The 25,301-nt window shown below is 44.9% G+C and carries 22 protein-coding genes; 12 read left to right on the top strand and 10 right to left on the bottom strand.

The features are described from left to right. Positions 1-168 precede the first annotated feature (168 nt). The 3 genes from AB3X55_00110 to AB3X55_00100 all read right to left on the bottom strand — a co-directional run bounded on the left by AB3X55_00110 (position 169) and on the right by AB3X55_00100 (position 3,852). Positions 169-954, bottom strand: coding sequence for a formyltransferase family protein (locus AB3X55_00110; GenBank protein ID MEX0501978.1), 786 nt, complete (start codon positions 952-954; stop codon positions 169-171). Beyond that, complete coding sequence (locus tag AB3X55_00105; protein MEX0501977.1) at positions 951-1,856, bottom strand: polysaccharide deacetylase family protein; 906 nt, start codon at positions 1,854-1,856, stop codon at positions 951-953. The genes AB3X55_00110 and AB3X55_00105 overlap by 4 nt, the downstream gene beginning before the upstream one ends. Positions 1,857-2,139: 283 nt before the next feature. Continuing rightward, positions 2,140-3,852, bottom strand: a complete 1,713-nt coding sequence (locus AB3X55_00100; GenBank protein ID MEX0501976.1) for a carbamoyltransferase — start codon at positions 3,850-3,852, stop codon at positions 2,140-2,142. A gap of 1,607 nt (positions 3,853-5,459) precedes the next feature. Between AB3X55_00100 and AB3X55_00095 the strand changes: the two genes are divergently transcribed. The 7 genes from AB3X55_00095 (at position 5,460) to AB3X55_00065 (ending at position 12,845) form a co-directional block, all read left to right on the top strand. Further along, positions 5,460-6,398: a methyltransferase domain-containing protein gene (locus AB3X55_00095; protein ID MEX0501975.1), complete on the top strand. Its 939-nt coding sequence runs from the start codon at positions 5,460-5,462 to the stop codon at positions 6,396-6,398. A gap of 692 nt (positions 6,399-7,090) precedes the next feature. After that, on the top strand, positions 7,091-7,816 hold the full coding sequence (locus AB3X55_00090) for a hypothetical protein (protein ID MEX0501974.1): 726 nt from the start codon (positions 7,091-7,093) through the stop codon (positions 7,814-7,816). Continuing rightward, a complete protein-coding gene (locus AB3X55_00085; protein MEX0501973.1) occupies positions 7,809-8,804 on the top strand; it encodes a GDP-mannose 4,6-dehydratase in 996 nt (331 codons plus the stop codon). Before AB3X55_00090 ends, AB3X55_00085 begins: the two co-directional genes overlap by 8 nt. Then, positions 8,794-9,936 (top strand): DegT/DnrJ/EryC1/StrS family aminotransferase, encoded by a 1,143-nt coding sequence (locus AB3X55_00080; protein MEX0501972.1) that lies wholly within the window; start codon positions 8,794-8,796, stop codon positions 9,934-9,936. The genes AB3X55_00085 and AB3X55_00080 overlap by 11 nt, the downstream gene beginning before the upstream one ends. 1 nt (position 9,937) lies before the next feature. Beyond that, a complete protein-coding gene (gene neuC / locus AB3X55_00075; GenBank protein ID MEX0501971.1) occupies positions 9,938-11,038 on the top strand; it encodes a UDP-N-acetylglucosamine 2-epimerase in 1,101 nt (366 codons plus the stop codon). Positions 11,039-11,041: 3 nt separating this feature from the next. Further along, positions 11,042-12,088 carry a sugar phosphate nucleotidyltransferase gene (locus AB3X55_00070; GenBank protein MEX0501970.1) on the top strand — a complete coding sequence of 349 codons (1,047 nt, stop codon included), beginning with the start codon at positions 11,042-11,044 and terminating at the stop codon, positions 12,086-12,088. A 322-nt stretch (positions 12,089-12,410) separates the two neighbouring features. Beyond that, positions 12,411-12,845 carry an H-NS histone family protein gene (locus AB3X55_00065; GenBank protein MEX0501969.1) on the top strand — a complete coding sequence of 145 codons (435 nt, stop codon included), beginning with the start codon at positions 12,411-12,413 and terminating at the stop codon, positions 12,843-12,845. A 487-nt stretch (positions 12,846-13,332) separates the two neighbouring features. On the opposite strand, the gene AB3X55_00060 is transcribed toward AB3X55_00065, so the two are convergent. Genes AB3X55_00060 through AB3X55_00035 form a run of 6 tightly spaced genes read right to left on the bottom strand, consistent with a single transcriptional unit; the run spans position 13,333 to position 18,666 of the window. Continuing rightward, positions 13,333-14,202, bottom strand: a complete 870-nt coding sequence (locus tag AB3X55_00060) for a DMT family transporter (protein ID MEX0501968.1) — start codon at positions 14,200-14,202, stop codon at positions 13,333-13,335. Then, complete coding sequence (locus AB3X55_00055) at positions 14,202-15,611, bottom strand: dipeptidase (GenBank protein MEX0501967.1); 1,410 nt, start codon at positions 15,609-15,611, stop codon at positions 14,202-14,204. The genes AB3X55_00060 and AB3X55_00055 overlap by 1 nt, the downstream gene beginning before the upstream one ends. Positions 15,612-15,628: 17 nt before the next feature. Then, the gene (locus AB3X55_00050; protein ID MEX0501966.1) at positions 15,629-16,372 is read right to left on the bottom strand and encodes an SDR family NAD(P)-dependent oxidoreductase; all 744 of its coding nucleotides are present in this window, start codon (positions 16,370-16,372) and stop codon (positions 15,629-15,631) included. Beyond that, entirely contained in the window at positions 16,369-17,388 is a 1,020-nt protein-coding gene (locus tag AB3X55_00045; protein ID MEX0501965.1) for a ketopantoate reductase family protein, read from the bottom strand. Before AB3X55_00045 ends, AB3X55_00050 begins: the two co-directional genes overlap by 4 nt. Further along, complete coding sequence (locus AB3X55_00040) at positions 17,385-18,089, bottom strand: creatininase family protein (protein MEX0501964.1); 705 nt, start codon at positions 18,087-18,089, stop codon at positions 17,385-17,387. Before AB3X55_00040 ends, AB3X55_00045 begins: the two co-directional genes overlap by 4 nt. A gap of 37 nt (positions 18,090-18,126) precedes the next feature. Next, positions 18,127-18,666 carry a MarR family winged helix-turn-helix transcriptional regulator gene (locus AB3X55_00035; GenBank protein MEX0501963.1) on the bottom strand — a complete coding sequence of 180 codons (540 nt, stop codon included), beginning with the start codon at positions 18,664-18,666 and terminating at the stop codon, positions 18,127-18,129. Positions 18,667-18,759: 93 nt separating this feature from the next. On the opposite strand from AB3X55_00035, the gene AB3X55_00030 reads away from it, so the two are divergent. The 5 genes from AB3X55_00030 (at position 18,760) to AB3X55_00010 (ending at position 24,311) form a co-directional block, all read left to right on the top strand. Beyond that, positions 18,760-20,412, top strand: coding sequence for an ABC transporter substrate-binding protein (locus AB3X55_00030; protein MEX0501962.1), 1,653 nt, complete (start codon positions 18,760-18,762; stop codon positions 20,410-20,412). A 65-nt stretch (positions 20,413-20,477) separates the two neighbouring features. Then, positions 20,478-21,452 carry an ABC transporter permease gene (locus AB3X55_00025; GenBank protein ID MEX0501961.1) on the top strand — a complete coding sequence of 325 codons (975 nt, stop codon included), beginning with the start codon at positions 20,478-20,480 and terminating at the stop codon, positions 21,450-21,452. Next, on the top strand, positions 21,449-22,330 hold the full coding sequence (locus AB3X55_00020) for an ABC transporter permease (GenBank protein MEX0501960.1): 882 nt from the start codon (positions 21,449-21,451) through the stop codon (positions 22,328-22,330). Before AB3X55_00025 ends, AB3X55_00020 begins: the two co-directional genes overlap by 4 nt. Then, positions 22,327-23,310, top strand: a complete 984-nt coding sequence (locus tag AB3X55_00015) for an ABC transporter ATP-binding protein (protein ID MEX0501959.1) — start codon at positions 22,327-22,329, stop codon at positions 23,308-23,310. Before AB3X55_00020 ends, AB3X55_00015 begins: the two co-directional genes overlap by 4 nt. After that, positions 23,307-24,311 carry an ABC transporter ATP-binding protein gene (locus AB3X55_00010; protein MEX0501958.1) on the top strand — a complete coding sequence of 335 codons (1,005 nt, stop codon included), beginning with the start codon at positions 23,307-23,309 and terminating at the stop codon, positions 24,309-24,311. Before AB3X55_00015 ends, AB3X55_00010 begins: the two co-directional genes overlap by 4 nt. A 62-nt stretch (positions 24,312-24,373) precedes the next feature. Here AB3X55_00010 and AB3X55_00005 read toward each other — a convergent pair whose 3' ends face one another. After that, positions 24,374-25,072, bottom strand: a complete 699-nt coding sequence (locus AB3X55_00005) for an RraA family protein (GenBank protein ID MEX0501957.1) — start codon at positions 25,070-25,072, stop codon at positions 24,374-24,376. Positions 25,073-25,301 lie beyond the last annotated feature (229 nt).

Below are 25,301 nucleotides of genomic sequence, written 5' to 3'. Positions count from 1 at the left end.
CAACTTTGTATCCAGTTTGTTTAAGGGAAATTTATTTATCCTTTAACATGGTTTTCCAATTTAAAGTTTATAGAACCTCCATATAGAGCAGCAAAATTCAGATTTATAGGATTTTCTACTTACCGTTTTGGCAATTATGTTGACCGTCCGGCCCGTCTATCAATTCGGCTAAACAAAAATAGGGTTCACTAATTGGGGATATTGCGCCAGTGCTCCACTATTAACTGAGTAGCTTCTACCAAGAAATTCACTTACGATTTCATTAGTGAAGTCTGAATTCCTTGTATACCGAAGCTCTTGTGCTTTGTCTTGCTTCACGCATTTCATCGTCAATATGTTTCCTTCTTGGATTGATTGGCATAAGCCTTTATGAGCGGCAACAACAGAACGCATTGTAAAGTCGAAAGGAGTATCACCTTCTTCTAACTTGGGAAGACAATGAAACAACATTTCACCACTATCTAGCCCCTTACTTAGTCGATGGATGGTTGCTCCAACATAACTAGGATTGTCGTCGTAAAGCGCCCAAAAGTTGCACGACGAACCTCTATAGTATGGAGACAATCCCATATGTATATTGATCGCGTTATTTTGTACCAGAAAATCGAGCAACCATCCTTTAATGTAGCTTGATCCAAAAACCACATATAGATCTGAGTTGAGTGCGTCTTTGAGTTGCTCTCTTTTTATTAGGTTTAAGTCTCCTATTTTAATGGAAAGCGTACTGATGTGAGTTTCTAAAAATCCTATGTCACCAAATAATCTTCTTTCTGATTTCAAAACACTCGCAAAATAGCTTTGCATGACATCAGATTTTTTAAAAAAATCATCTATTTTTCCAGGAAAAACAGTTTTTACCTCTGAAATAAAATAAACATGTTCGGCAAACTTTCCAAGCTCTTTGGCAAGGCTAATATGTCTCGGCTGATTGCCTGAAAAAATAGTGATCTTCATTGAAACACAGCCTTGTGTATATTTACATGATCCTGTCTTGGAATTTCAAACCTGCTATTAGTATGCGTTTTACTGAGGCTCGAGCGAAACCCTATTTTTATCCCTAAATCATCCAGTATTTTTACGGTATCGGCATTGTAATCACCACATGGGTGAGACATGCAAACAACATCACCAACAACCGTAGTCAAATGATCAAAGTTCGCCTGGTATTGAAATAGCTGCTCTTTATAGGTTAATTTGCTCATCTGCGTTGGGTGGCTATATGAATGTAAACCAACAAGGTGTCCATAATTAGCGATGTCTCTGAGGTGGTCCTCTGACATCCAAAGATCGTTTATTATTTGGCTCGAAGAAAACCCTTTAATCGACATTAACTGGAGCATTACACACTCATATTTTTCCCTGCCTAGCATTTGGTCCCTTATGAAGCGAAAACACTTATCATTCTCCGTATAAAAAGGGAATTCGGCAAGATAGTTAGAACTGAGTAATGCCAGCTGCACTTGGCCTAAATCTATATCAAAACTATTTTGGACCAGTGTAAAAAATTGACTGTAGAATTCATCAAGATCAACAAAACAATTCGTTCGGAAATAACGAAATGTCTCCAAGTAACACGGGCTTCCCGTAAAAGGAGACGAATACACGAAAAAAAACGCATCCAACCCAAAGTTCTGTAAAACAGGGACTGCTATGTCATATTGAGAGAGGAGAGCATCATCAAACGATAAGCATATATCTTGATCCGCCAGACAATCGTTTTCATATTTTTCCAAGTACTTACTTGCGCCGATTAAATTATATTCCTTGGCAAGCCACTCTATCATTTTTAAAAAATCAGCCTGACTAAGACTTCCCTGTGTCTCCAGATGCTTTCTGTCGTGAAAATGATGAAACATGATTGAGTGACTGTGGCTCATAACTTTGCACTACCTTCATACAACAACAGCATTAAAACGCTAAATTGTTACTATCAGTGTTATCCGGTCGCCATAACAATTCAGTAGTCCACTCTAACCCTTGTCACACTTTGCAAGACGAACATCAGTCATCGTTGTTCAGAAATTTATCGAGCTAAAAATCTGGAGTTTCAATTACTGGCGCTGCGTCTCTGGCGATGTTATTCATTACCCATTAACTGCCAATAGCTTCAAATTAACAAGCTACATATATAATTATCAATCACTTTTTCCTTATCAACCAATCCTCCATCACTAAATACTCAAGGCCTGAGTTGAAAAATGTATTGAGGGCATCATCAGGGGATAATACGATCGGTTCGCCATTTACATTGAATGACGTATTCAAAACGACTGGTATATCAGTCAGTTTTTCAAATTCTTTTATTATTCTGTAGAAGTATGGATTTTCAGATTTTTGAACCGTTTGCAATCTTCCAGAGCCATCGAAGTGCGTCACAGCAGGTATTTGGTCCCAAAATTCCCGTCGTACCCTAACGACTTTTTCCATATAATTGCAAAGATAATCTTTATTCACCTCAAAGATTTGATGCGAGCAATCAAATAAAGTTGCTGGTGCAAAGGGGCGATAGCTCTCCCTATATTTTATCATTCTGTTAATCTTATCTTTAATTTCATGGGTTCGTGGATCACCTAATATAGACCTAAACCCTAAAGCTCTATCCCCAAACTCCATCCTCCCCTGTAAAACAGCTACAACTTCGCCTTTCGCTAAAATCTCTGCAATTCTTTGCTCAGGATTACTTAGCTTTTCGCTGGAAACTTTACGGCGCTTTATGACTTGATGGATTTGACTAGATGTAAACTTTGGACCGAGATTACTCGCTGATCGTTGCTTCAATTTGGGCTTCCCTAAAATACAGTGGTGGACATACAAAGCAGCACCAATACTGTTCCCTAAATCATCTGGCGAATGTGAGATATATACATTTTGGAACTTTGTGTTCTCTGTAATTTTACCGTTAATTACGCTATTCATAAAAAAGCCACCTCCCAAAACTAAGTTTTTTGCTTTAGTTTTTTCATACAAATCAGCCAAAACATGCCAAATAATCCTCTCCGCAACCTTTTGCATTACTTTTGCAACCTTACATTGCCAATAATAGTCACTATTTGAGATTTGAAGATCGTCAGGAGTTGTATCGAGCAACAGCAGCAGTTCTCGTGAATATAAATATGGTTGATCTACTAAGGCGCCCGTATAGTAAGTTTGATTGAGCTCAAAACGACCGTTATCAAGAAGCGAAACTGTATTAAGAATTTTATCTTCAAAGTCACCCATATCAACGGCTTCGGCAGACATCGCCATGACTTTCCATTCGTCATTGTCGGGCCGATAGCCAAGAATTTGAGTAAAGGTTGCGTAGAACATGCCTATTGAATGGGGCATCCACTGTGTATCAAAGATGTCAATATTATTGCCGCTACAAAAGCCTTTGGTTACCGATTCCAGCTCACCTTGCCAATCTGCAGTCAACACTGCCGCTTCATCGAAAGGAGATAAAAAATACGCGTTTGCTGCATGGCATAGATGGTGTTTGATATAATAAACTGGCGGCAAACCGCACTCAAAATTCTGAATAACGTAGTTAGGGATTCTTGTGCTGCCAAACAAATTAAACAAATGGTCTGGAATAGTATAAAAATAATCTTCTCTCTTAACTTGAGTCGAAGATATCAACGGATTGAAGGAAACCCATTTTGCTCCAGGGTTCCAAGCCTGAGAAAACGCATCAACGTTGGATAATTTAATTTCTTGCGCTGATAAACAAAACTCTAAAGAATTTTTAGGAAATTTTTTTGTTTTTTTCTCCCGCACAAACCTCTCTTCTGCGGCTGCAGCTACAACCTCTCCGTCGACAATCAACGCAGCTGAAGAGTTAAATTCACCGTGATTCAATCCGACTATTTTCATAGTTTCTTTTTTCCCTTAGCTGATGAACGAACAATACTAGTGATAAAGATGCCGTTTGATAACCAATCCATTTAACTTCAACACCTCAATAACAGCTTCAGTATTGTCTGGAGCACGACCCTGTTAAACTCATCAAAGACCAATAGTGATCCCTTCATTAAACGTGGCAAGCAAAACCCAAATCGTTTTCACTTTCTTTGTAAATATCATTTTCAAACATGATCATGAATATTCCTTTATATGGATTTCTGCCCAAAAACATGTGACCTTTCAAAAGAGGCTTCCCCCAAAATCAAAGTGTCTTCTGGGCATGTGGCAAAAGTGAGTAATCGGTATGAAAGCCCAAAAGTGCCGCTAAGTCTGCGTTCCAGCTGTCAATTATTGAACAATCGCCATGAACTGACAGACAACCATAAATGGCGTAATCAGAGATACCAAAACCCTCGAGGGAGTCGAGACCAATAATCTCACGAGCACAATTATATGCCGCGTTAATTCCATAACGTGGAGAGAAATTAAGGTATTGAACGCCACATTCGACAAATGTTCCTGACTTATCGAAATTTTTTTTTGAGAAAATCCCAATAAAGGACACGGCTGGAGCCCTGCCTTGTTAGGGTGAAAAGGACAATTGTGTGCCAATTTCGACCCAAAACTGCCTATAATTTTGTTTGAATTCGCTTCAATATTTCTTTTCAACTTAATTCGTCTCTTCGACTATGAGTACTGGCGCACAGGATTCTATCTATTAGCAATGTTGCCCCTCGCCTAAATGCCGAGACAACACCTCAGCTATAATTTTATTTCCCAAAGGGGCAAAATAACCTGCTCCAACAAAAAGCTTCAATCGATAGCCTAGCAAATTTGATCACCTGTAGATAAATCAAAAAGTTGTTTTAAAATACCTATCGACAGGAATCTACCTTTGACTAAAAGCTTCTCATCCTACAAGAAAAACTATTTGACCAAAATCGACTACTCCAGCAGTGACTAGTCACTGAAAAATACTAAAACTGACCAATCAAAACAGAAATAGAAACGATGTTTGCTGTCTTTCAACCAATTTACCAATTGTATTTACTAGGTTTTATCAACAAACTATTCAAACACTGAATTATAGAATTTAACCGTAAACACCGATGGAAATGAGCACCGTTTGATCTTCCAATCACACTTCAATTCATGGTTGGGTATACCACCTAATAATCAACTGAAAATTCGCTTTTATGTTAAAAGATATTTGAGAAATAAAATATAAAGCGAAACTGCGTTATTATATTCAGTTATAATTTAAACCTGTTACAGACAAAAACAAACTCAAACTACAGCTGGACCTCCGTTTATGATGCATTCTTGTCTCTAGCCATTCTTATAATCGTCAATGTGCAAAGCTATGGATCATATTTTTGATTTAGTTTCTTTTCTTGACATAAATCACTTAACTGTCAAAATTGTATCTTGTTAGGCCCAGTCCGCTTTACAACAAAAATCTTAGTGTTTTGAAAGCTCACATTTCAGCACTATTGTCGTCTCCAAAAGGGGCCGTCTTATAGGGAACATGTGCTGCATAGAAAAATACCTTTCAAATAAACTTTTATTGGCAAATTATGGAAAAAACCGTTTCTGGGCAATTGCTAAAGTCCTTCCTCTCTTACTTCTGGCTGCGGCCCGAGAATGCTCTTACCCAAACCAACAGAGCTTTATCGCTCCAGAAGTATCTAGTTCAAGAAACAGATTGCGCGATTGATATTTCATGTGGTGATGGCGTCTTTTCATATATTTGTCATGGGGGGATATTGAGCCCTACCGATGATATGTTTCAATCTATCAAAATTGATAAACCTCGGACCGCTGATTTTGATCACTTCGATCACTTTGAAGAGGACTCTCATACTATCAATCCGCTGTCGAAGCCTCATAATTTCTTCCATACTGGGATTGATTGGAAGTCCACTATGCTGAAAAAAGCAGGTGTTCTAGGCGCTTATACGGACCTTGTTTTGCATGACAACAATAACAAGCTCAAATTCCAAGATGACACGTTCACCTATGTTTATTCAAATAGTATATATTGGGTTGATAAGATTAAAGAACATGCAACTGACATCGTTAGAGTTTGCAACTCAGATGGCTTAATTCTACTGCATGTAAAAACTAGGGCGATGCTTTTGCATACAGCCGCAGTATACGCACCTGAATTAGGAAAAAATTTTGCGGATGTCATCGATGCAGGCCGGCTTAATAGCTACAAGGGATTACTAGACCTGGATCAGTATATTGATATGTTTCGTAGCGTGCCAGGTGTCTACGTGGAGGATGTAATTCCTGTTTATAACGGAGCGACCGCCAGAATTTGGGACATTGGACTTCGGCCTTTATTTAAACCTTTGTTTTCCATGACCAGAAAAATTCCGAAAGACGAATTGTCAGAAATCAAAGAAGAATGGGTAGACACCTTACACAATCTTTTACAGGATACTCTCCATACGCCTGCGAAAAACATCAAGGATGCGATGGAGTTTTTAATTGTCATTAGGAAACTTTGATGTGCATTTTGATGTGAATTTTTTCTACCTAAAGAGAATTTCACATTATCCTTTTATATAAAGATTTAACTTCTCAATTATAATATCTTTAGAATATCTCACCCATTGTGGTTGGATTTAATAATTCTATTTTCACTCTCTCTATCGTTGATTTTGCAATTTGCTACATACTAATTGTTAGCTTTTAGCTACCCTGTAGTGTTTAAGGGCCGTAGCTTAATTGTTTTATCTCCAATGAAGAATTTGTGCATCCACTGAGTCATGTTAATTTATCCCACAATCAAAAAGTTTCTGTAGACTAATTGTCCTTTTGCCCACGCATACCTTTCAGAAACATTTTTCAGCACTATCATCCAGTTTTGGTTAGGGATTTTTGAATATTTATTTTTGCTCTTTGAGCATCAAATTTTGTCATTTTTTGAACTGGTCAGGTATCTGATACTTCAACTTCGTAACTGACGAGCGGACGTTCATCGCCTTTTTTTTAACGTTGGTATCAAACTTAGCAAAACGACATTTAAGGAGCCAACTGATTCCAAAACAGAAGCTGCTGGAAGCGATGAAAATATGAAATACTCTTATGACCCTGATACCAGCAAATTTTGACTTAAGATAAACTGGTCGATGAAATTCGCGCATCAATTTGCTAGATTAACAATGCCCAGCGTAATCAATTTTGTGGTGTTGAAAAAATGCTCCAAGGTAAAGAAATTTGGTCTTGCGTATTCGCAAGAGCTGGCTCAAAGGGTGTGCCAAAAAAGAATCTCAGGAAAATTAACGGTATAAGTCTTATAGAGCGCGCTGTTTTAAAGGCGAAGTCTGCGCCGGCGATTGATAAGGTGTTTGTATCAACTGACTGCGATGACATAATCAATATGGCCAAAAGTGCTGGGGCTGAGGTTCTCTTTAAACGACCCAGAAATTTGGCTAGCGATACTTCTCCTGAAATTTTATCCTGGAAACATTTGATAGGGTGTTGGCATGAAAGATATCAAACTTTACCGGACCTATTCGTATCAGTCCCAACAGTGTGCCCTCTTGTCGACCCTAATGATCTAGAACAAACCATTAGATGTCACTTAAACTCCTCTTCGGACATTACGATTACAGCAACACAAGATCATTCTAAATCCGCTTTCTTATCTGGGATAGAAAATGATCAAGGCTTTAGCTTTTTAAGCGAAAATAAATTCTTCCAAAGGCAAGAGGGGCCAGATATTTTTAAATTAGTTGCTGGATGCTATGTAACTACCCCTGGATATATAGAGTCAGTCGACAGCATCAAAGAAGGTAAAATTGGAATAAGTGAGATTTCTCAGGAAAAGGCTGTAGACATAGATACAGAATTTGATTTTCTTGTAGCAAAATTACTTCTGGAAAACAGCGAAAGCTGGCTTTGGGAGCATCTTAATGTCTAAGATTTTAGTAACAGGTGCTGGTGGCTTTATTGGATCTCATTTAGTTGAGAAGTTAGTCAACGATGGCCACGACGTTAAAGCTATGACGCATTACAGGTCAGATGGGGGTTTGGGTTGGCTTGATGACATCCCTTATGATGTTTTCAAAGAAATCGAGATATCCAAAGGCGATATTGTTGACTTTTCATTTATAAACCAAGTCGCAAAAGGCTGCGAGTTGATTATAAATATGGCTGCCTTAATAGGCATTCCATACTCGTACACAGCTCCCCAAAGTTATGTCAACACAAACGTCCTAGGTTGCAGTAATATTCTGAATGCGGCCTTGAACAACAATGTTGGCAGGGTTATCCAAATATCCACCAGTGAAGTATTTGGATCTGCTTTGATCCGACCAATGAATGAAGATCATCCCAAAAATGCTCAATCACCGTACGCAGCAACCAAAACTGCAGCCGATCAATTATCCCTGTCATTTTATAGAAGTTTTGGTTTGCCAGTTACAATAATCCGACCATTTAACACATTTGGCCCAAGGCAATCGTTAAGGGCAGTTATACCCACAATCGCTGCACAGATGATTAACGACAATGGGAAGATTGAGTTAGGTAATGTTCATACGACACGTGACTTCAGTTATGTAGATGATACTGTCGAAGGCATAGCCTTAGCAGTGACAGCAGGAAAAATGATTGATGGGCATGAGATTAATCTTGGGACAGGTATTGAATATAGCATAAAGGAAATTGTTGACCTTTTTTGTTTAATCAAAGGCAAAGAGGTATTCATCGTGACTAAAGAAGAAAGGCTTCGGCCTGGAAAAAGTGAAGTTCTACAACTGATATCAGACAACTCAAAAGCAAAACAACTATTAGGCTGGTCACCGAAATATAGTAATCCACAAAAATTTAAGGAAAGCCTTAAGACTGTTGCGGACTGGGTAGAAAAACAAAGCTATCACTCATCGAAACAACACTATGCCACATAAAGACCTTACAAAAAGAATCATCACCCTTTTGGAAAGAGTGTGTGGCACGCCACAAACACCTATGCAGGTACACGAACCTATTTTTTCTGAAGACGAAAAGTTATCCGTAGCCAATGTTCTAAACACAGGTTGGGTTTCTACTGCAGGTCCAGAAATTTCTATTTTTGAAGATGCCCTAAAAACAAAATTACAACTTAACCATTGTGTTGCGGTAAACTCTGGAACGTCAGCGTTACATTTAGCACTAAAGTGCCTCGGAATTGGCGCTGGCGACGGTGTAATATTACCTTCGCTTGGTTTCATAGCGCCAGCGAATGCTATATCTTATGTTGGCGCTAATCATCATTTTGTTGATGTAGATCCTCATTTTGGACTTCTAGATACGAACGCTATCGAAAAATATTTAAACAAATCCATGCACCTAAATATAAAGGCCATAGTGTTTATTTGTTTATTTGGGCAAAAAACTGATCCTAAGCCTTTGCTTAATCTTGCTAGGGAAAGGAACCTTAAGGTTATCGAGGACGCAGCAGGCGCACTTGGATCAAAATTTTCTGGAAATTATGTTGGGAACGATTTTGACGCTACAATTTTCAGCTTCAATGGCAATAAAATAATCACAACTGGTGGTGGTGGTGCGCTTAGTATCTTTGACACTCAAGCCGCTGAGCATGCTCTACACTTAGCTAATGTTGCCAAGACTTACAAAAATCACGTTCCATCGCACGATCAAATCGCTTTCAATTACCGTATGCCCAATCTAAACGCAGCAATTGGCATACCTCAATTAGGCGACTTGGATAATAAAATTGCAAAAAAGCTCGCACTAAAAATTAGATATAAACGTGAGAGCGAAAATTTAGGCCTAACGATTTTGGAAGATCCTCCTGGGTCTACCTCAAATAATTGGCTTATAAATCTGAAACTAGACCCGTTGCAAAGTCTTGCAGAGTCTCAGAAAAGACTATTTCAGATAATAGGAGAATGTCACGACAGAGGCTACATTGTTCGTCCTATTTGGGAGCCACTGCACCGCACCAAAATGTATAATTTTTCGGAAAATTTAAGTCTTCCAAATACTGACATTCTTTCGACTAGCCTTATCAGTCTTCCTAGCAGCGAATTCATCTAAGATGAAAAACGCACTCTCCATAAGTTTTTTTTCTGGGAACAGAGCTGACTTTGGCCCATTACAGCAAGTATTGCTTGAAGCCACAAAAAACAAGTTTATTGACACTAGCTTAATCATTTCAGAGACGCAGAGACTTAAGCCTATAAAAAATTGTAACATATTTGAATATAAAGAGGATCTTAATGGGGATGACGAAGCGGCTACATGCAAATCTTCAGGCAATGTGATCACAAAAGTTGGCAGTGCTATTAAAAAAATTAATCCTCGTTGTCTTGTAATTCTTGGAGATAGGTTTGAAGCGCTTGCCGCTGCGCAGGCTGCCGTCATATTCAAGGTCCCCATTGCACACATTTGTGGTGGCGACACTACAAACGGGTCTTTCGACCAATATTTCCGAAACGCGATTTCGATTTTATCAGAATTGCATTTTTCTACAAATTCACAGTCAACGAATGCGCTCAAAAACCTCGGCATCAAAGATAAAGCTATCTTCGAATTTGGCCATCCGGGAGTTGATGCAATTCAAATGGGACCCGTTGTCTCAAGGCAATCATTTTTCAAAGCTACTGAATTAAACCCCGAACTGAAAACAATTCTTGTGTCGTTTCATTCAATTACCTCGCTTAGTGATCTGGGGGCACACGAATTAAGTGAATTGATTGCCGCAATTGAGATATTGTCGGACGATCATAGTTTACAATTCCTAATTACGGCAGCTAACCCTGATCCTCTTGGGCAAAAAATCAATGCTTCCTTTATTGAGCTTTGTAGCAAATTGAAAAGGTGTTGCTTTATTCATACGTTGGGCACAGAGCTATTCAGGGGTGCGCTGATCCATTGTGATATGTTTATTGGGAACTCCTCGGCTTTGATATACGAGGCGCCTGTCATTGGGCAACACGCGATACTTATTGGCGAGCGACAGTCTCAAAGGACAATGCCGACTGTTGTTCAATGCATAGGTGCTCACCGTGCACAAATTGTGAATTCAATTAATGCTACACTTTTTAAATCAAAGCCAAACCCAGACACTTTTTTTGGCACTCAAGGCATTAGCAAAAAAATTGTCGATCAACTAGTATCCACTTTCTCTGAGGATTAAGGCATGAGGTTAATAGAAACAAGTAAAGTAACATTACCCATCAATGCCACAATAAAAGATGCGATTGTAAAGCTGAATGAAAATTCAGAAAAAATAATCCTTATTTTGGATGGTTATCAAAAAATTGTATGTGTTATCACCGATGGAGATATAAGACGTGCTATCTTGATTGATAACAATTTAGATAGACCAGCAGTAGACATTGGCAATAAATCGCCTTTGGTTGCGAAAGAAACACTAGGTGAAAATCAGATATTGAGCTTGATGTCCAAAAACAATATTGAGCATATTCCAGTAGTAGATAGCTCAAATAAATTTAAATTCGTTTACAGGATGGCATCTCGACAGAGAAACAAAATAACTACAGCCGTTATAATGGCTGGAGGTTTGGGAACGCGCCTTCGACCACTAACAGAAAATATACCAAAACCGTTGGCTGATATTTCCGGAAAGCCAATATTGGAACGAATTATCCTACTTTTGATTGAGCATGACATCACCAAAATTTATATAAGTATTAATTATCTAGGTGAAATGATAGAGCAAGTAATTGGCGATGGTTCCCGGTTTGGAGTGAAAATTCAATATGTTAGAGAGGAAGAAAAACTAGGAACAGCAGGAAGCCTATCTCTGATTAAAGATCAGATTAGTGGTAATTTTTTTGTATTAAACGCCGACATCTCAACCAGAGTAGACCTGTCTGAACTTTCAAAGAAGCACTGTGCCAATGGCAATATTGCTTCGATAGCTGTTGCTCAAAACGAGGTACAAATCCCTTATGGGGTAATAATGAATGGCGATGATGGCAAATTAATTTGGGAAGAGAAGCCAAAATATAGCTTTCTTGCTGCCGTTGGGATATATGTACTCAGCGACAGGATTTTCAAGTATTTACCCGAAATTCCTCAAAGAGTTGATATGCCGGAGTTATTGATAGGAGCTCAGGGCAATAAAGAGACCCTCAGTCTATTCCCTCTTTTTGAAACCTGGGCCGATATTGCAAATATCGAAGATCTTAATATGGTCCGACAAACTTTTTCAAATATCTGACATATGGCAACACATTTTGTTCCACATGATGATTATACTTTTATGTCCAATTTCAAATATGATTATGATAAAGCAGGCCGTGTTTTGTTCGTCTCACTTCGATTTAGTTGACATAGACCAGCCACAATGTAGCTAAACACGAGGTAGGCCAGTTTGATTTAGGTATATTTTTTCCTAACAATAATGTCCTTATTTTGCTTTTTTAAATTTTGGGAGTAGTTTACCAGTGCACATAGAGTGATGGTTGAACGAAATTGTTTGGTAACTCGTTTGTTGCGTTGCCGTTTGGCATTCGAACTTCAATTATTCGGTGAGGTTAATCATGGAGTCTTTTAAAAACAAAACTGCGAGCGAGCTGTCCAAAATCTTGCGCGAGTCTCAAGCAGAATTGAAGCGTCGCGAAAATGCGGAGGCGGCAAAAAAAGAGATCTCCACCATTTTGAAAACTTATAATCTAACGATTGAAGATTTGGATTTTGGAAAAAAAACCAAGTCAAGGGCGTCTAATCAATCCAAAACGAACAAGTCACGAAAAGTTACCAAAACGAACAAGCACTCAGATACAGAAAACGCTGAACTAAAAAAGCCTTTAAAGAAAATAGATGAACGGCGCATTGTCGTTTCAAAATATAAACATCCGGTCACCAATGAGAAATGGTCAGGCCGTGGACGGCCTCCAAAGTGGGTAGTCGAACTTTGTGACGTTGAAAAAATTAGTACTAAAAAATTTAAAGAAGACGAACGCTTTAGAATCTAGAGTGTAATTGCCGCGTGGTCATCATTTGAGCGTTTCTCGCGCTACATAGCACTGTAGGGGCTGTCCTTCTAATATGAGGAGCTCTGTAGTTGATATGCAATGACTTGAGGCACGTCATAGTATGTGTGATGTTTGTTTTTGATAAAGCCCTATCAATAGCCGGGCGGTGTCGGCAAAACCTACTAACAGAACAGTCAGCCAAGTTATCTAGGTAAGTTTTATGCAGATAAATCACGGTTTTGTGTAGTTTGGTAGCGGAGGAGGGACTCGAACCCCCGACACGCGGATTATGATAAAACTGCTTCAACTTTTTATATTCAAAATCAGTATTTTGCAGTCATGAAAATCAGGTGTGTTAAAAAGTGTGTAATGGTAATTGCTTGTGGGGACGCGCCACCACCTTTATTTGCATCCGAATTGTGTAAATTTGCACTATCGGATCCCCAATGCAAACACACGCCAGAACGATGACTGCGCCTACACTTCGTCAGACCATTGAAGGCTTACGTCTTTCGCTGGCGATCAGCCCACAAATGACAATGATCACCGCGCCGGATATTTCATAAGCACTGACTTTCTCAGCAAAGAGAAAATAACCAGCGCCGAGCGCAAACAAAATCCGTATATATGGGAATGGGGCCAGGGCTGACACCTCGCCAAAGCGATAGGCTTCGACCGTCAACAGCATGCCAAATGTACCCAGTGCCCCGGCAAGGCATAAAAGGGCTAAATCCTGAATGCCGACGAAAGTCCAGCCGAGTATAGCGCCTGGTGTGGTGCCGATGGTTGCGACCAAGCCAATCCAGAACATGATGGTTGCTGTATGTTCCGTTTTGACCAGCAGCCGATTTTGAAAAATCAGTATCGCGGCCGCTAAAGCCGACCCAAGTCCCAGCAGCACGCCAACATCAACACCATAACCATCAATCTCACTCGCCAGAACAACACCAATGAAACCGAGGACGGTTGCAATAGCCCGCCTCCCCCCAATCTTCTCGCGCAGCACGATAGGAGCCAGCAAAACAACAAAAAGCGAGGTTGTAAAAGTGAGAGTTGACGCAAGCGCCAGATCCAACTTCCTGAAGCTCAGATAGTACAGCCACCAACAGGCGAGGCTGGTCCCCCCCCTTATAACAAGCATAGGCCAGCGCGGTGACATGAACGGAGCATTAGCCTGCGTTTTTATGTAGGCCGTAACGATCAAAAGCTGCAACAGCGACCGGAAGAATATAATCAGAACAAAGGGAACATCTGGGCTGAGATACCTCAAAACCGTGACATCAGCGGTGAATATTGCCGCCGACATGATCAGCAGGATCGCACCACGCCGGTTATCTGCCATTCCCTCGTTGCTCATCAATGCCTGTATGGCGCGTAATCGGCCACATCAGACTCTGCTATTTCGCGCAGGATTCTGACCCATGCAGCGAGTCCGTCAGATATCGAATCGAGGCGAAAGAACTCATTTGGCGCATGGAAGTTTTCATCTGAAAGCGCGAAGGAAAACATAATCGTATGCAATCCCAGCAAACGATGCACAATGTCTGTCAGAGGCAGCGATGCACCTATACGGACGCGTCGGGGCACCGTTCCAGTTGTAGCCTCGAGCGCCTTTGATGCCGCCGTCAACAGCGGATGGTCGCTGGGCACTGTATAGGCTCCTGACGCACCACGCTCACCCAAGAACTCCAATCTGACACCCTCCGGGGTGTTTGTTTCAAGATGCCTCATGATGGATTCCTGTGCAGCCAAAGGATCCTGGCCTTCTACAAGGCGCATGGTGATCTTGGCTGATGCTTCATTCGCGATTACTGTTTTCGACCCGGCGCCGATATACCCACCCCACATGCCATTTACATCCAGCGTGGGGCGCAGCCACAGCCTCTCGAGGGTTGAATAGCCCTTTTCCCCATGGGGAACCGCACCGATTTCCGACAGCAGTCTGGAGCTATCATAGGCAATGGAATGGATCTCAGCGCGTTCATGTTCACTAGGTTCACAAACACCATCATAAAAACCTGGCGCAGCTACGCGGCCGTCTGCATCGTGGAGGCCACTAACGAGTCTGGCCATTTCATGCAAGGCATTGCGGACTATGCCACCATAGCGACCTGAATGCAGGTCCTGAGATGCTGTGATGAGTTTCACTTCGAACCCTGCATTCCCCCGCGATCCTACATTTAGGCTAACAAGATCAGGGCGCCAACGCGCGCCATCGGCTGACAGTACAGCATCAGCACTCAGCAAGGATCGATGACTTTCAAGAATGCCTGGCAAGGAGGGAGAGCCGGTTTCCTCTTCGCCTTCGATCAGCAGTTTGACGTTGATTGGCAATGTCCTTTCAACAGCAATGAATGCTGCCAGTGTTTCAAGGGCAATCATCATGGGGCCCTTATCGTCTGAAATGCCCCGCCCATAAATTCGGTTATCCTTCTCGACCGGTTCAAAAGGCGGCGTATGCCAATTGTCTTCAGGATCTGGCGGCTGCACATCATAATGGGCATAGATCAGCATCGTAGGCTTGTCAGGCGCATCAAGCCTTTCGGCAAAAATGGCAGGCTGGCCCAAGCCATCGCCAGATACCAACCGCTGACGGTTCTGAAAGCCCATTTGATCCAGCTTTTGCTCGATCAGCTGTCGTGCCTTTTCCATCCCGTCGGCCATTGCCGGATCAGCACCGACAGAGGGGCAGGCAACAAGCTGTTTCAATTCTTCAATCAACGATGCTCTTTTGTTCAGGGCATATTCAAGAACAGCATCAGACATGGCAGTCCATCCTCTTGTCAGACAATGCCGCCATCAACACTCAGGATCTGGCCGGTGATCCAGTTTGCTTCGTCAGACGTCAAGAAAGCAGCAGCCGCCGCGATATCTTCCGGCCTGCCAAGACGACGTGTGTGAATGCGGTTTATGATTTCAGCCTGGCCATCTCGCCCATAGGCTTCCCATTGTCGTTCGGTTGCTGCATTCGACAAGATGAACCCAGGCGCAATCGAATTCACGGTTATACCATGTTGACCCAGCTCAAGACTGAGCTGTTTGGTCAATCCGACCAGGGCGTGTTTTGCTGCTGTATAGGCGTGGATGCCTGTCAGGCTTGGTCGCAGCCCAGCCCCCGAGCTGATGGTGATCACCCTGCCCCACTGATTAGCTTTCATTGCAGGAACAAAGGATTGAGCAAGATGTAGAGCGGAATCAACATTGGCGGCAAAAATAGTTTTCCAGCCAGACGGCTCTACCTCTTCCAGGGATGTTCCAATCTGATTACACACCCCACCAGCAGCGTTAACAATAATGTCTGGGTTCCCATACTGGGCGACCACATTATCTTTCAAGTCTTTAGCAGAAAGGGGATCACCGAGATCAGCCGCAACCATCGGAAGCCGCAACCGGTCTGCGACACTCGCAAGGGTCTCTCCAGGCAAATCAGACACAATCACCCTTGCCCCATCAGTTGCAAGTCTTGAAGCTATGGCAGCGCCTATGCCGCCCACAACGCCTGTTACAAGCGCTGTTCTTGCCGTCATGATATAGTCCTCGTCAGTTCATGAAAGGTTGTGGACGACATCTCACGCCGACCTTCCTCAATGTCATGAATCAATTCGATCAAGCGGCGCAGTAGTGGCGTGTCGATACCATGACCCACCGCAATATCAACAATGACTCCCAATTGCTGATCGACTTCCGTCTTGCGCTTGCGCACAGCAAGATCACGATAAATTCCTGTGTGAGTTTTGGCTGTCTTGGAATTGAAATCCGCAAGGTCAGCCAGGCTTTTCAGCGCAGATTCCTCGGCCGCATCAGGCATGAATGCTCTTGGTTCAAATCCGTTGAACGGTCTGGGATTTACACCCTCGGCCACGGCAGTTCGCATGACTTCGCGGGCCAGTCCCATCAATGCCGGGCCTCGCTCTAGATCAGCAAAATTTGCAGTCATGCTGTCAGAAGTTAGCGCGGTTGCAAATAGCATCGCGCCATAGCCCATTTTTCCCCAGAGATAACCCCAGATATCATCCGTAAGCACGGCATCGGGCTCGAATATCTGAAGCAATTTATGCACGCGTTCAGTTCGCGCGCGAATGACATTGTCTATTTCACCGACAACAACGGCGCCTCGATTGCCGAAAAGGATCCGCCCCGGTTCAATCCAGTCAGCGCCATAATTGACGAAAGCACCCATGGTTCTGTGGGCACCTGCAAGATCCGCGATCATTTTTTCGTTCAGCCCATTCTGTGCGGACAGAATGAACCCATCCTCCCGCAAGTGGGGCAGGATCGATGCCACAGCAACCTCCGTGGCCTGCGCTTTCACGGCAAGCACCACACAGCTGTAGGTTTTAGTCAACTTTTCCGGCAGAACGGCAGGGACAACCTGCGTAAATTCTTCAACAGGACCTTCAATCTTCAATCCTTCCGTGCGGCAGGCGGTGACGTGGTCTGCAACGATATCGACCATTGTTACCGGTTGACCAGCACGTGCCCAGTAGGCCCCCAATACCCCACCTATGGCACCGGCGCCCCAGATCAGGATCTCATTTTTCATATGGCATCTTTCAACTCAGGCCAGGGCCCTTCGAGGGCTTCACGGGTTTCGTTGATGCCGGTTTTCCAAATAGCCAGCATCTCTTCATCCTCCCGTTGCCAGGGGCCGCCAAAAGAACCATCCCCAAGCATTTCACGGACTTTCTTGGGAGAACTGATCTTCATAAGTGCCATATTGATAACTTGCTTTTCACCCTCTGGTGCCGGTGCGTGTGCCAATCTTGTCCATGGAAAATTCTCCATCCAATTGGCATGAGAACCCGTTGAGTCGATGCTTTGCGCCTTGGCCCATGTTGCAGGCGCATTCCACCAATTGTGAAATTTGACAGAGATGTCGTTATATTCCGCCATCAGTTCCTGCGCCAATGCGCCGACCGGGTTATTGCCGCCATGACCATTAACAATCAGAATCTTTCTGAACCCTGATTGATACAGCGATGCCACAATATCTCTGATCACCGCCATGAGCGTTTCGACACGAAGACTTACAGTGCCAGGGAACGCAGCAAAATAAGGAGCAAGGCCATATGGCATAACTGGAAAAACAGGAATATTGAGTGGTTCCGCAACATCCAGTGCCATTTTTTCGGCTAAAATCATGTCAACACAAAGCGACAGTTGCGCGTGCTGTTCGGTGGACCCGATTGGCAATATGCAGCGCTGGTCCTTTTTAACAGCTGCCTCCATATCAAGCCAATTCATGTTAGCGACTTTCACAACTTTAGTCCTTTCACTTCCATCAAGTATGTCCCGGCAAGCTTCCCGACCAATCCTCTGCATGAATGACAACTTTGGACAGCAGTTCAAACAGCATCTGGCGCTCACCATCGGTCAGCGTTTCTAGCATACGCTTTTCCTGTTGTTCGAAAGCAGGCTTGGTCTTGTTGATGATTTCCCATCCCGTTTGAGACAAATGCAACGCCTGCTTTCGTCCGGGGCCAGACATCTTTTTACCCTTCTCTATAAGCCCGGAGGACTCAAGCAGCTTTATCGCCCGGCTGAGAGTGTTCTTCGGGAACCCAGAAGTGGTGGAGATATCACGGGCACTGCTTCCATCAGCCAAAGACAATGAATACAGCACCACATATTCTGGCCGTTTCAATCCGTAGACATCCTGCACCCAGTTATAAAGAGGAGTGTTGTAGAGCAGAGCAAGATAATTGATGCGAAAGGTAAATGGGCATGGATTCGCCCAGAGCTTTGCCTCCAACATATCAGGGGCCATATCTTGGCCGTCGCTAAAATAATTTTCCTCGAGCGCGACCTTTGTGGCTGGCATTGCAGAAATTCCTGTGCTGGTTCGTGACCCTAAGTTCCAAATTGAACTTGACTGCCACAATAAGTCTTTACATTCTGCAATGGCAAGTCCCAAATGGGACTGAATACAACAATAACTCGTTGGGGCACGCCGCCTCTTTTGATTTTGGGAGGGAAGAAAATGCGAAAACAAAAATTCCTAGCAGCTATGGCAGTGGCGCTGGGATTAACTGCGACCAGCATGGCCTCGGCGCAGACGCTGACGATGGGTGTTCGTGGTGGGCCTGAGTCGATAGACCCACATTATTCGGCACTAGGTCCGCACGCCGAAGCGGCAAAGCACATCTTCGACACTCTTGTCTGGTCAGGCACTGATCTTCAGATTGAACCGGGGCTGGCCACAAGCTGGTCACCCGTGGATGATGACACATGGGAATTCAAGCTTCGTAAGGGTGTTAAGTTCCATGATGGCTCGGACTTTGACGCTGAAGATGTAAAATTCTCAATAGAGCGCATCCCGGTTGTGTCAGGCCCAACCACCACAACAATCTATGTTCGCCGGGTGGCCGATGTTGAGATCATAGATTCCCACACCATCCATATCCACACAGATGGGCAGGCAGCAACGCTGCCAAATGATTTCATCCGGCTCTTCATCGTCTCATCAGAAGCTGCTGCAAATTACTCCACACCGGAAACGGCCGCTGAAGGATTCAATTCAGGTGCGGCTGCTGTCGGTACCGGCCCCTATAAATTTGTGAGCTGGGAGCCGAAGGGAGACCTTGTGCTGGAACGAAATGACGATTACTGGCGCGGCAAGGGGTCATGGGAAAAGGTTATCCGCAAGGAAATCCCGAATGACAGTTCACGCCTTGCGGCGCTGAAAGCCGGACAGGTTGATGTCATCAACTATGTCTCTTCTGTTGACTACCTAGCCCTTGAAAACGATGCAAATATCGATGCGGTAAAGGGTGATTCGGTCTACATCATGAACCTGCAGCTTGATCAGCGTAAAAAGACACCACTGGTCAGAGCTATTGATGGTTCGGAGCTGGCCGAAAATCCGTTCCGTGACTTGCGTGTCCGCCAGGCGATTGACCACGCAATCGATCGTCAGACCATGGTCGATATTGTCCTCGAAGGCCTTGGCAGACCGGCAAATCAGATGATGCCCCCAGGCTTCTTCGGCTCCAGTGAAGACATCCCAATGCCTGAATATAATCCTGCCAAGGCAAAGCAACTTCTTGCTGATGCAGGCTATGCCAACGGCTTTGAAGTTGATCTGTACTGCACCGCTGACCGTCTTCCCGGTGATGGCGCGATCTGCCAGGGTCTTGGCCAGATGTTCACGCAGGTTGGTATCAAAACCAATGTCAACGCGATCTCCAAGACCGTTTATTTCCCAGCGCAAGCACGCCTTGAATACTCGATGTTCATGAATGGCTGGGGAACATTGACTGGTGAAGCATCCTACACTCTTGGGGGACTGGCACATTCCAATAACCCGGATGTGAAACTCGGCGCTTACAACCGCATCGAATATAAAAATGATGATGTTGACCGGTTGTTGCAGACAGGGGCTCGGATGATGGACGCAGATCAGCGCCGCGCCACATACGAGGAAGCAATGGAAAAGGTCATGGCAGACAAGGCCTATATCTCAATTGTACAGCTTCAAACTGTCTGGGGCGCAAAGGCGGGGAGTGTCGAATTCACACCTCGTTATGACGAAGACACGCTTGCCTTCTTCATCAAAAGCGCAAACTAGATCACCTATCCATAGGACCAGGCAATAAAGACCATTGCCTGGTCCTTAATTTGTGGGGATTGCCAATGCTTGGCTTCATTATCCAGCGATTATTGCAGGCTATTGGCGTCATGGCAGTTATGTCCCTGATTGTTTTCTGTGGCGTTTACGCTATCGGAAACCCCATTGATATCGTTATCCCACCAGAGGCCACGCAGGATTTACGCGATGAAGTCATTCGCCGCCTGGGACTCGACCGGCCACTCTATGAACAGTATTTCATTTTTATAGGAAATTTACTGAAGGGCGATCTGGGACGGTCATTCGTCTACAACATCCCTGTTCTTGAATTGATTGGTGGTCGCTTGCCGGCAACATTGGAACTGGTGCTTATCTCGGTCATTTCAGCCTCTGTCATCGGGGTCAGCCTGGGCATCTATGCAGGCTATCGACCTGAAAGCTTGACAGCAAAAACGATCATGGCTGCGTCGGTTCTTGGCTTTTCAGTGCCTTCATTTTGGGTTGGTCTGATCTTGATTTTGACATTTGCAGTGAATTTGGGCTGGCTTCCGGCGGGAGGCCGAGGAGCGACTATAGACATCGGGGGCATCGCATGGTCATTTCCAACACTGGATGGTTTGTCACATATTATTCTGCCGGCAATTAATCTGGCGCTGTTCAAACTGGCCATGATGATCCGTCTGGCAAGGGCTGGAACGCGTGAGATTATGCTTACGGACACAATCAAATTTGCCCGTGCTGCCGGTCTTTCAGAAATCACGATTCTGCGCCAGCATTTGCTCAAGCTCATTTCCATACCTATCATAACGGTGTTTGGTCTGGAACTGGGTTCCACGCTGGCGTTTGCTGTAGTGACTGAGACCATTTTCAGCTGGCCTGGGGTTGGCAAGCTAATCATCGACAGCATTTCCGTGCTGGACCGGCCCGTCATGGTTGCCTATCTCGTTCTCGTGGCCTTTCTTTTTGTAACCATCAATTTTTTGATTGATCTGACCTTTGCGCTGATAGACCCCCGGGTCCGGCGTGGAGTGACATCATGAGCAGACAAGACACACCTCTCACACGGTTCTGGCACGAGTTTAGAGAAAACAAAATTGCTGTTGTGGCCTTGTCGGTTGTTGTGGTTTTGATGCTGCTGGCCTTGTTTGCGTCTCTTGTGTCCCCTCAAAACCCTTACGATCTTGCCAATTTATCACTGATGGACAGCCGTCGTCCCCCCGGTTTTGTGGGTTCGGGCGGATACATTCATTTGCTTGGCACTGATCCGCAGGGACGAGACCTTCTCTCAGCCATATTCTATGGATTGAGAATATCAATCCAGATTGGTCTGGCTGCCGGGTTTGTTTCGCTGAGCATTGGCGCAGCCTTGGGGATTCTGGCGGCTTATAAAGGTGGCCGTATAGAAAGTTTGATTATGCGGCTGGTTGATCTTCAGCTATCTTTTCCCGCGATCCTGCTTGCGTTGGTGATTGTCGCTTTACTCGGGCAGGGAAAGGTGCAGCTGATCAGTGCGCTGGTTGCCGCACAATATGCCTACTTTGCCCGCACCGCTTATGGAGCGGCCAAAGCTGAGAAAGGCAAAGACTACATTGAAGCTGCTGTAGCCACACCTCTTGGAAGCCGGCTGGTGGTATTAAGGCATCTTGTGCCGAATTGCACTCCACCATTGATCGTCGTGGCAACCGTACAGATTGCCAATTCGATTTCTCTTGAAGCCACACTGAGCTTTCTTGGCCTTGGCCTGCCCGTTACCGAACCTTCACTTGGTATGCTGATCTCCAACGGCTTCCCCTATATGATGAGTGGACGCTACTGGATTTCTGTGTATCCCGGTGTTGCGTTGATCATCCTTATTGTTGCGATCAACATCGTTGGGGACCAGGTGCGTGACCAATTCAATCCGAGGTTGCGCAAATGACCGAAACGGCGCTCAGCGTTAAAAATCTTGCGACCCATTTTTTCACCCGCACAGGCGTAATCAAGGCGGTAGATGATGTTAGCTTTGATCTCGCCAAAGGTGAAATTATGGGGCTGGTTGGTGAAAGCGGTTCGGGGAAAACTGTAACTGGCTTTTCACTTCTTGGTCTTGTTGATGAACCTGGGCGGATCGTGAATGGCTCCATCACGCTCAAGGGAAAGGAGCTGACCACTCTTTCCAATGCTGAATTGCGCCGCTTACGTGGTCGGGAAATCTCCATGATTTTCCAAGACCCCATCGCCACACTCAACCCAGTCCTCACCATCGGCCAGCAAATGCGACTGGCCCTCGCCGCACATGAACGAATCACTGCCCGTGCTGCGGCAGACCGATCAGCGGATCTACTAACAAAGGTAGGGATTCCATCTGCTCGCGCCAGAATGAATGCCTACCCTCATGAATTCTCTGGTGGTATGCGACAACGAGTTGCAATTGCCATAGCCCTACTCCATCGACCATCGGTTATCATCGCTGACGAACCGACCACCGCTCTTGATGTCTCCATTCAGGCACAAATTCTTCAACAGATGCGGGGTCTTGCAGCGGAAACGGGTACAGCATTGATCTGGATCAGCCATGACCTTGCTGTGGTATCGAGCCTTGCCACCAAATTAGCCGTCATGTATGCGGGACGAATTGTTGAACAAGGTCCAACGGCTGGTCTGCTGAGAAACCCCCGACATCCCTATACAGCCGGCTTGATTGGCTCCCTACCAGCGATGACCAAAGCAGGCAGCCCCCTCAAACAGATCCCGGGAACCACCCCATCACTTTTGTCTCTCCCGTCTGGATGTCCATTTGCGCCGCGATGTCAGCGTGCAACTGAAATTTGCCAGCGGGCACCTGAGATGGTCACGCATGGTGACAGAGGATGGCGATGCTTTGACCCTGTCGGCCAGGTCGACGAGGTGACTTCATGACCGATTTTGTAAGCCTTGAAAACATCAGCAAGATCTTTGGCCCCAACCTTACAACCGGGGACAGGATTGCATCAAAACTCGGGGCAAGAGTTGAAACCCGCTCCATTCATGCAGTATCCAATGTGTCCTTATCCATAGCAAAGGGCGAAACAATTGGTCTGGTAGGCGAATCTGGATGTGGAAAGTCAACGTTAGGCCGCTTGATCGCAGGGATATTATCGCCCAGTTCTGGCCGGATAATTCTGGATGGGGGCCCCGTAATTAGAAATGGCGCCAAGGTTACCACCCGCGTGCAGACGGTATTTCAAGACCCCTTTGCCAGCCTTGATCCACGCATGAAAGTAGGAGAAACGGTTGCTGAAGGCCCAATCACCCACGGGCTCACCACAAAAAGCGATGCCCGCGCCTATGCTGCACTCTGGTTTGAGCGGGTTGGCCTCGATCCTGTCTGGCTCGACCGGTATCCACACCAGTTTTCAGGTGGGCAAAGACAGCGCATCGCTATTGCCAGAGCCCTCGCCATGCAGCCTGATGTTTTGGTGTGTGATGAGCCTGTGGCGTCTCTAGACGTGTCCATTCAGGCACAAATCATCAATCTGTTTCTGGAACTGACCCGTGACCTTGATCTGACAACCATTTTTATCAGCCATGATCTATCTGTGGTGCAACATGTCAGCGACAGGATTGCGATCATGTATCTCGGTCAGATTGTCGAATTGGGCCCAGTGGATGAAGTTTATGAAAATCCCGCGCATCCCTATACGGCGGCATTGTTTGGCTCGGTCCCCAAGCTGGTGCTTGATGATGATGAGCTTGTTCACTTTGATACAATTGAAGGTGAAGTCCCGTCGCCTCTTTCACCTCCTTCAGGATGTTTCTACCATCCAAGATGTCCATTGGCCGACGAGAATTGTGCAAAAGCTAGGCCCGAAATGACCGGCATCTCGAACAGCCGCAGCGTGATGTGCCATAACTATCAACAGCAACTCACCAAAGACTAAAGCTTTCGTCGTACATCAAACACCATATCTTGCAGGCCATCCGGGATGCAGGAACCGTTTCGTCAGTCGACAAACTCCACCTGATCACTTGCCAACAGATCTTTGATATTTTGCGGCACTGTCAGCCCGTTGCGTACTTTAGAATCCAATTCAGTTTCAAGGTTCAGGATCTCATGGCACCGCTTGGTAACCGCGCCCAGTTCCTTAAATGGGATCACGACAACCCCGTCCAAATCAGCGACAACCACGTCCCCGCTACAAACGGTTTGGCCACCTATTTGAATATCCATCCCGATTGTGCCCGGCCCGTTACTGAAGGGAGAAGCAGGTGTCAAACCTGAACACCAGCTGGGCAAATTCACTTCACGCAGACCAACCAAGTCACGCATTGGCCCGTCCGTGATAAAACCGGACGCACCACAGTTCTTCATCATTCCCGAGACACGATCACCTGCCGACGCGCAGTTTTGATGCGCACTGAAAGAATGAACAACCATGTCGCCAGGCTGGATAAACGCCAAACTGGCAAGCAGCGCAAGAATATCAGCGGGGCCCGTTTCCACGGTTAATGCAGGACCAACTGCATGCGCGGCCATCTGACGATGGTGATCGACAGGTTTGATATCCTTATGAAGCGCACCGCGCCCCCAAAGCGCGTCATTCACAACGCCAGTCGGGACGGTCGCAAGTGCCTCAATTTCCGCCGCTGATGGCCGTGGAAAGTCACGCTTGATCCGTAACAATTTTGGCTCGTCAATCATATCACAGCCTCTCATCATTCATAGAGTGATACAGCCCGGAAGGCTATGACACGCGAAGCATAGTAGTCCATACTGGAAATCACTGGCATCTGCCTTCACTATGACAGCCGCACGGAACGGCCAGCAACGGAAAATCATGAGTGTGCTTTTGAGGCCACCTTGGAACCAGAACCAGTCTTTGTTGTTGATTGAAGACTCACTCTAGGGGCTTGTTTGCTTGCGCCAGCTT

This window comes from Alphaproteobacteria bacterium LSUCC0719, from assembly GCA_040839025.1.
Taxonomy (GTDB): Bacteria; Pseudomonadota; Alphaproteobacteria; order Puniceispirillales; family Puniceispirillaceae; genus UBA8309.
Note: the sequence above shows the minus strand (reverse complement) of the source record. Positions and strands in the feature narration are given on the sequence as shown.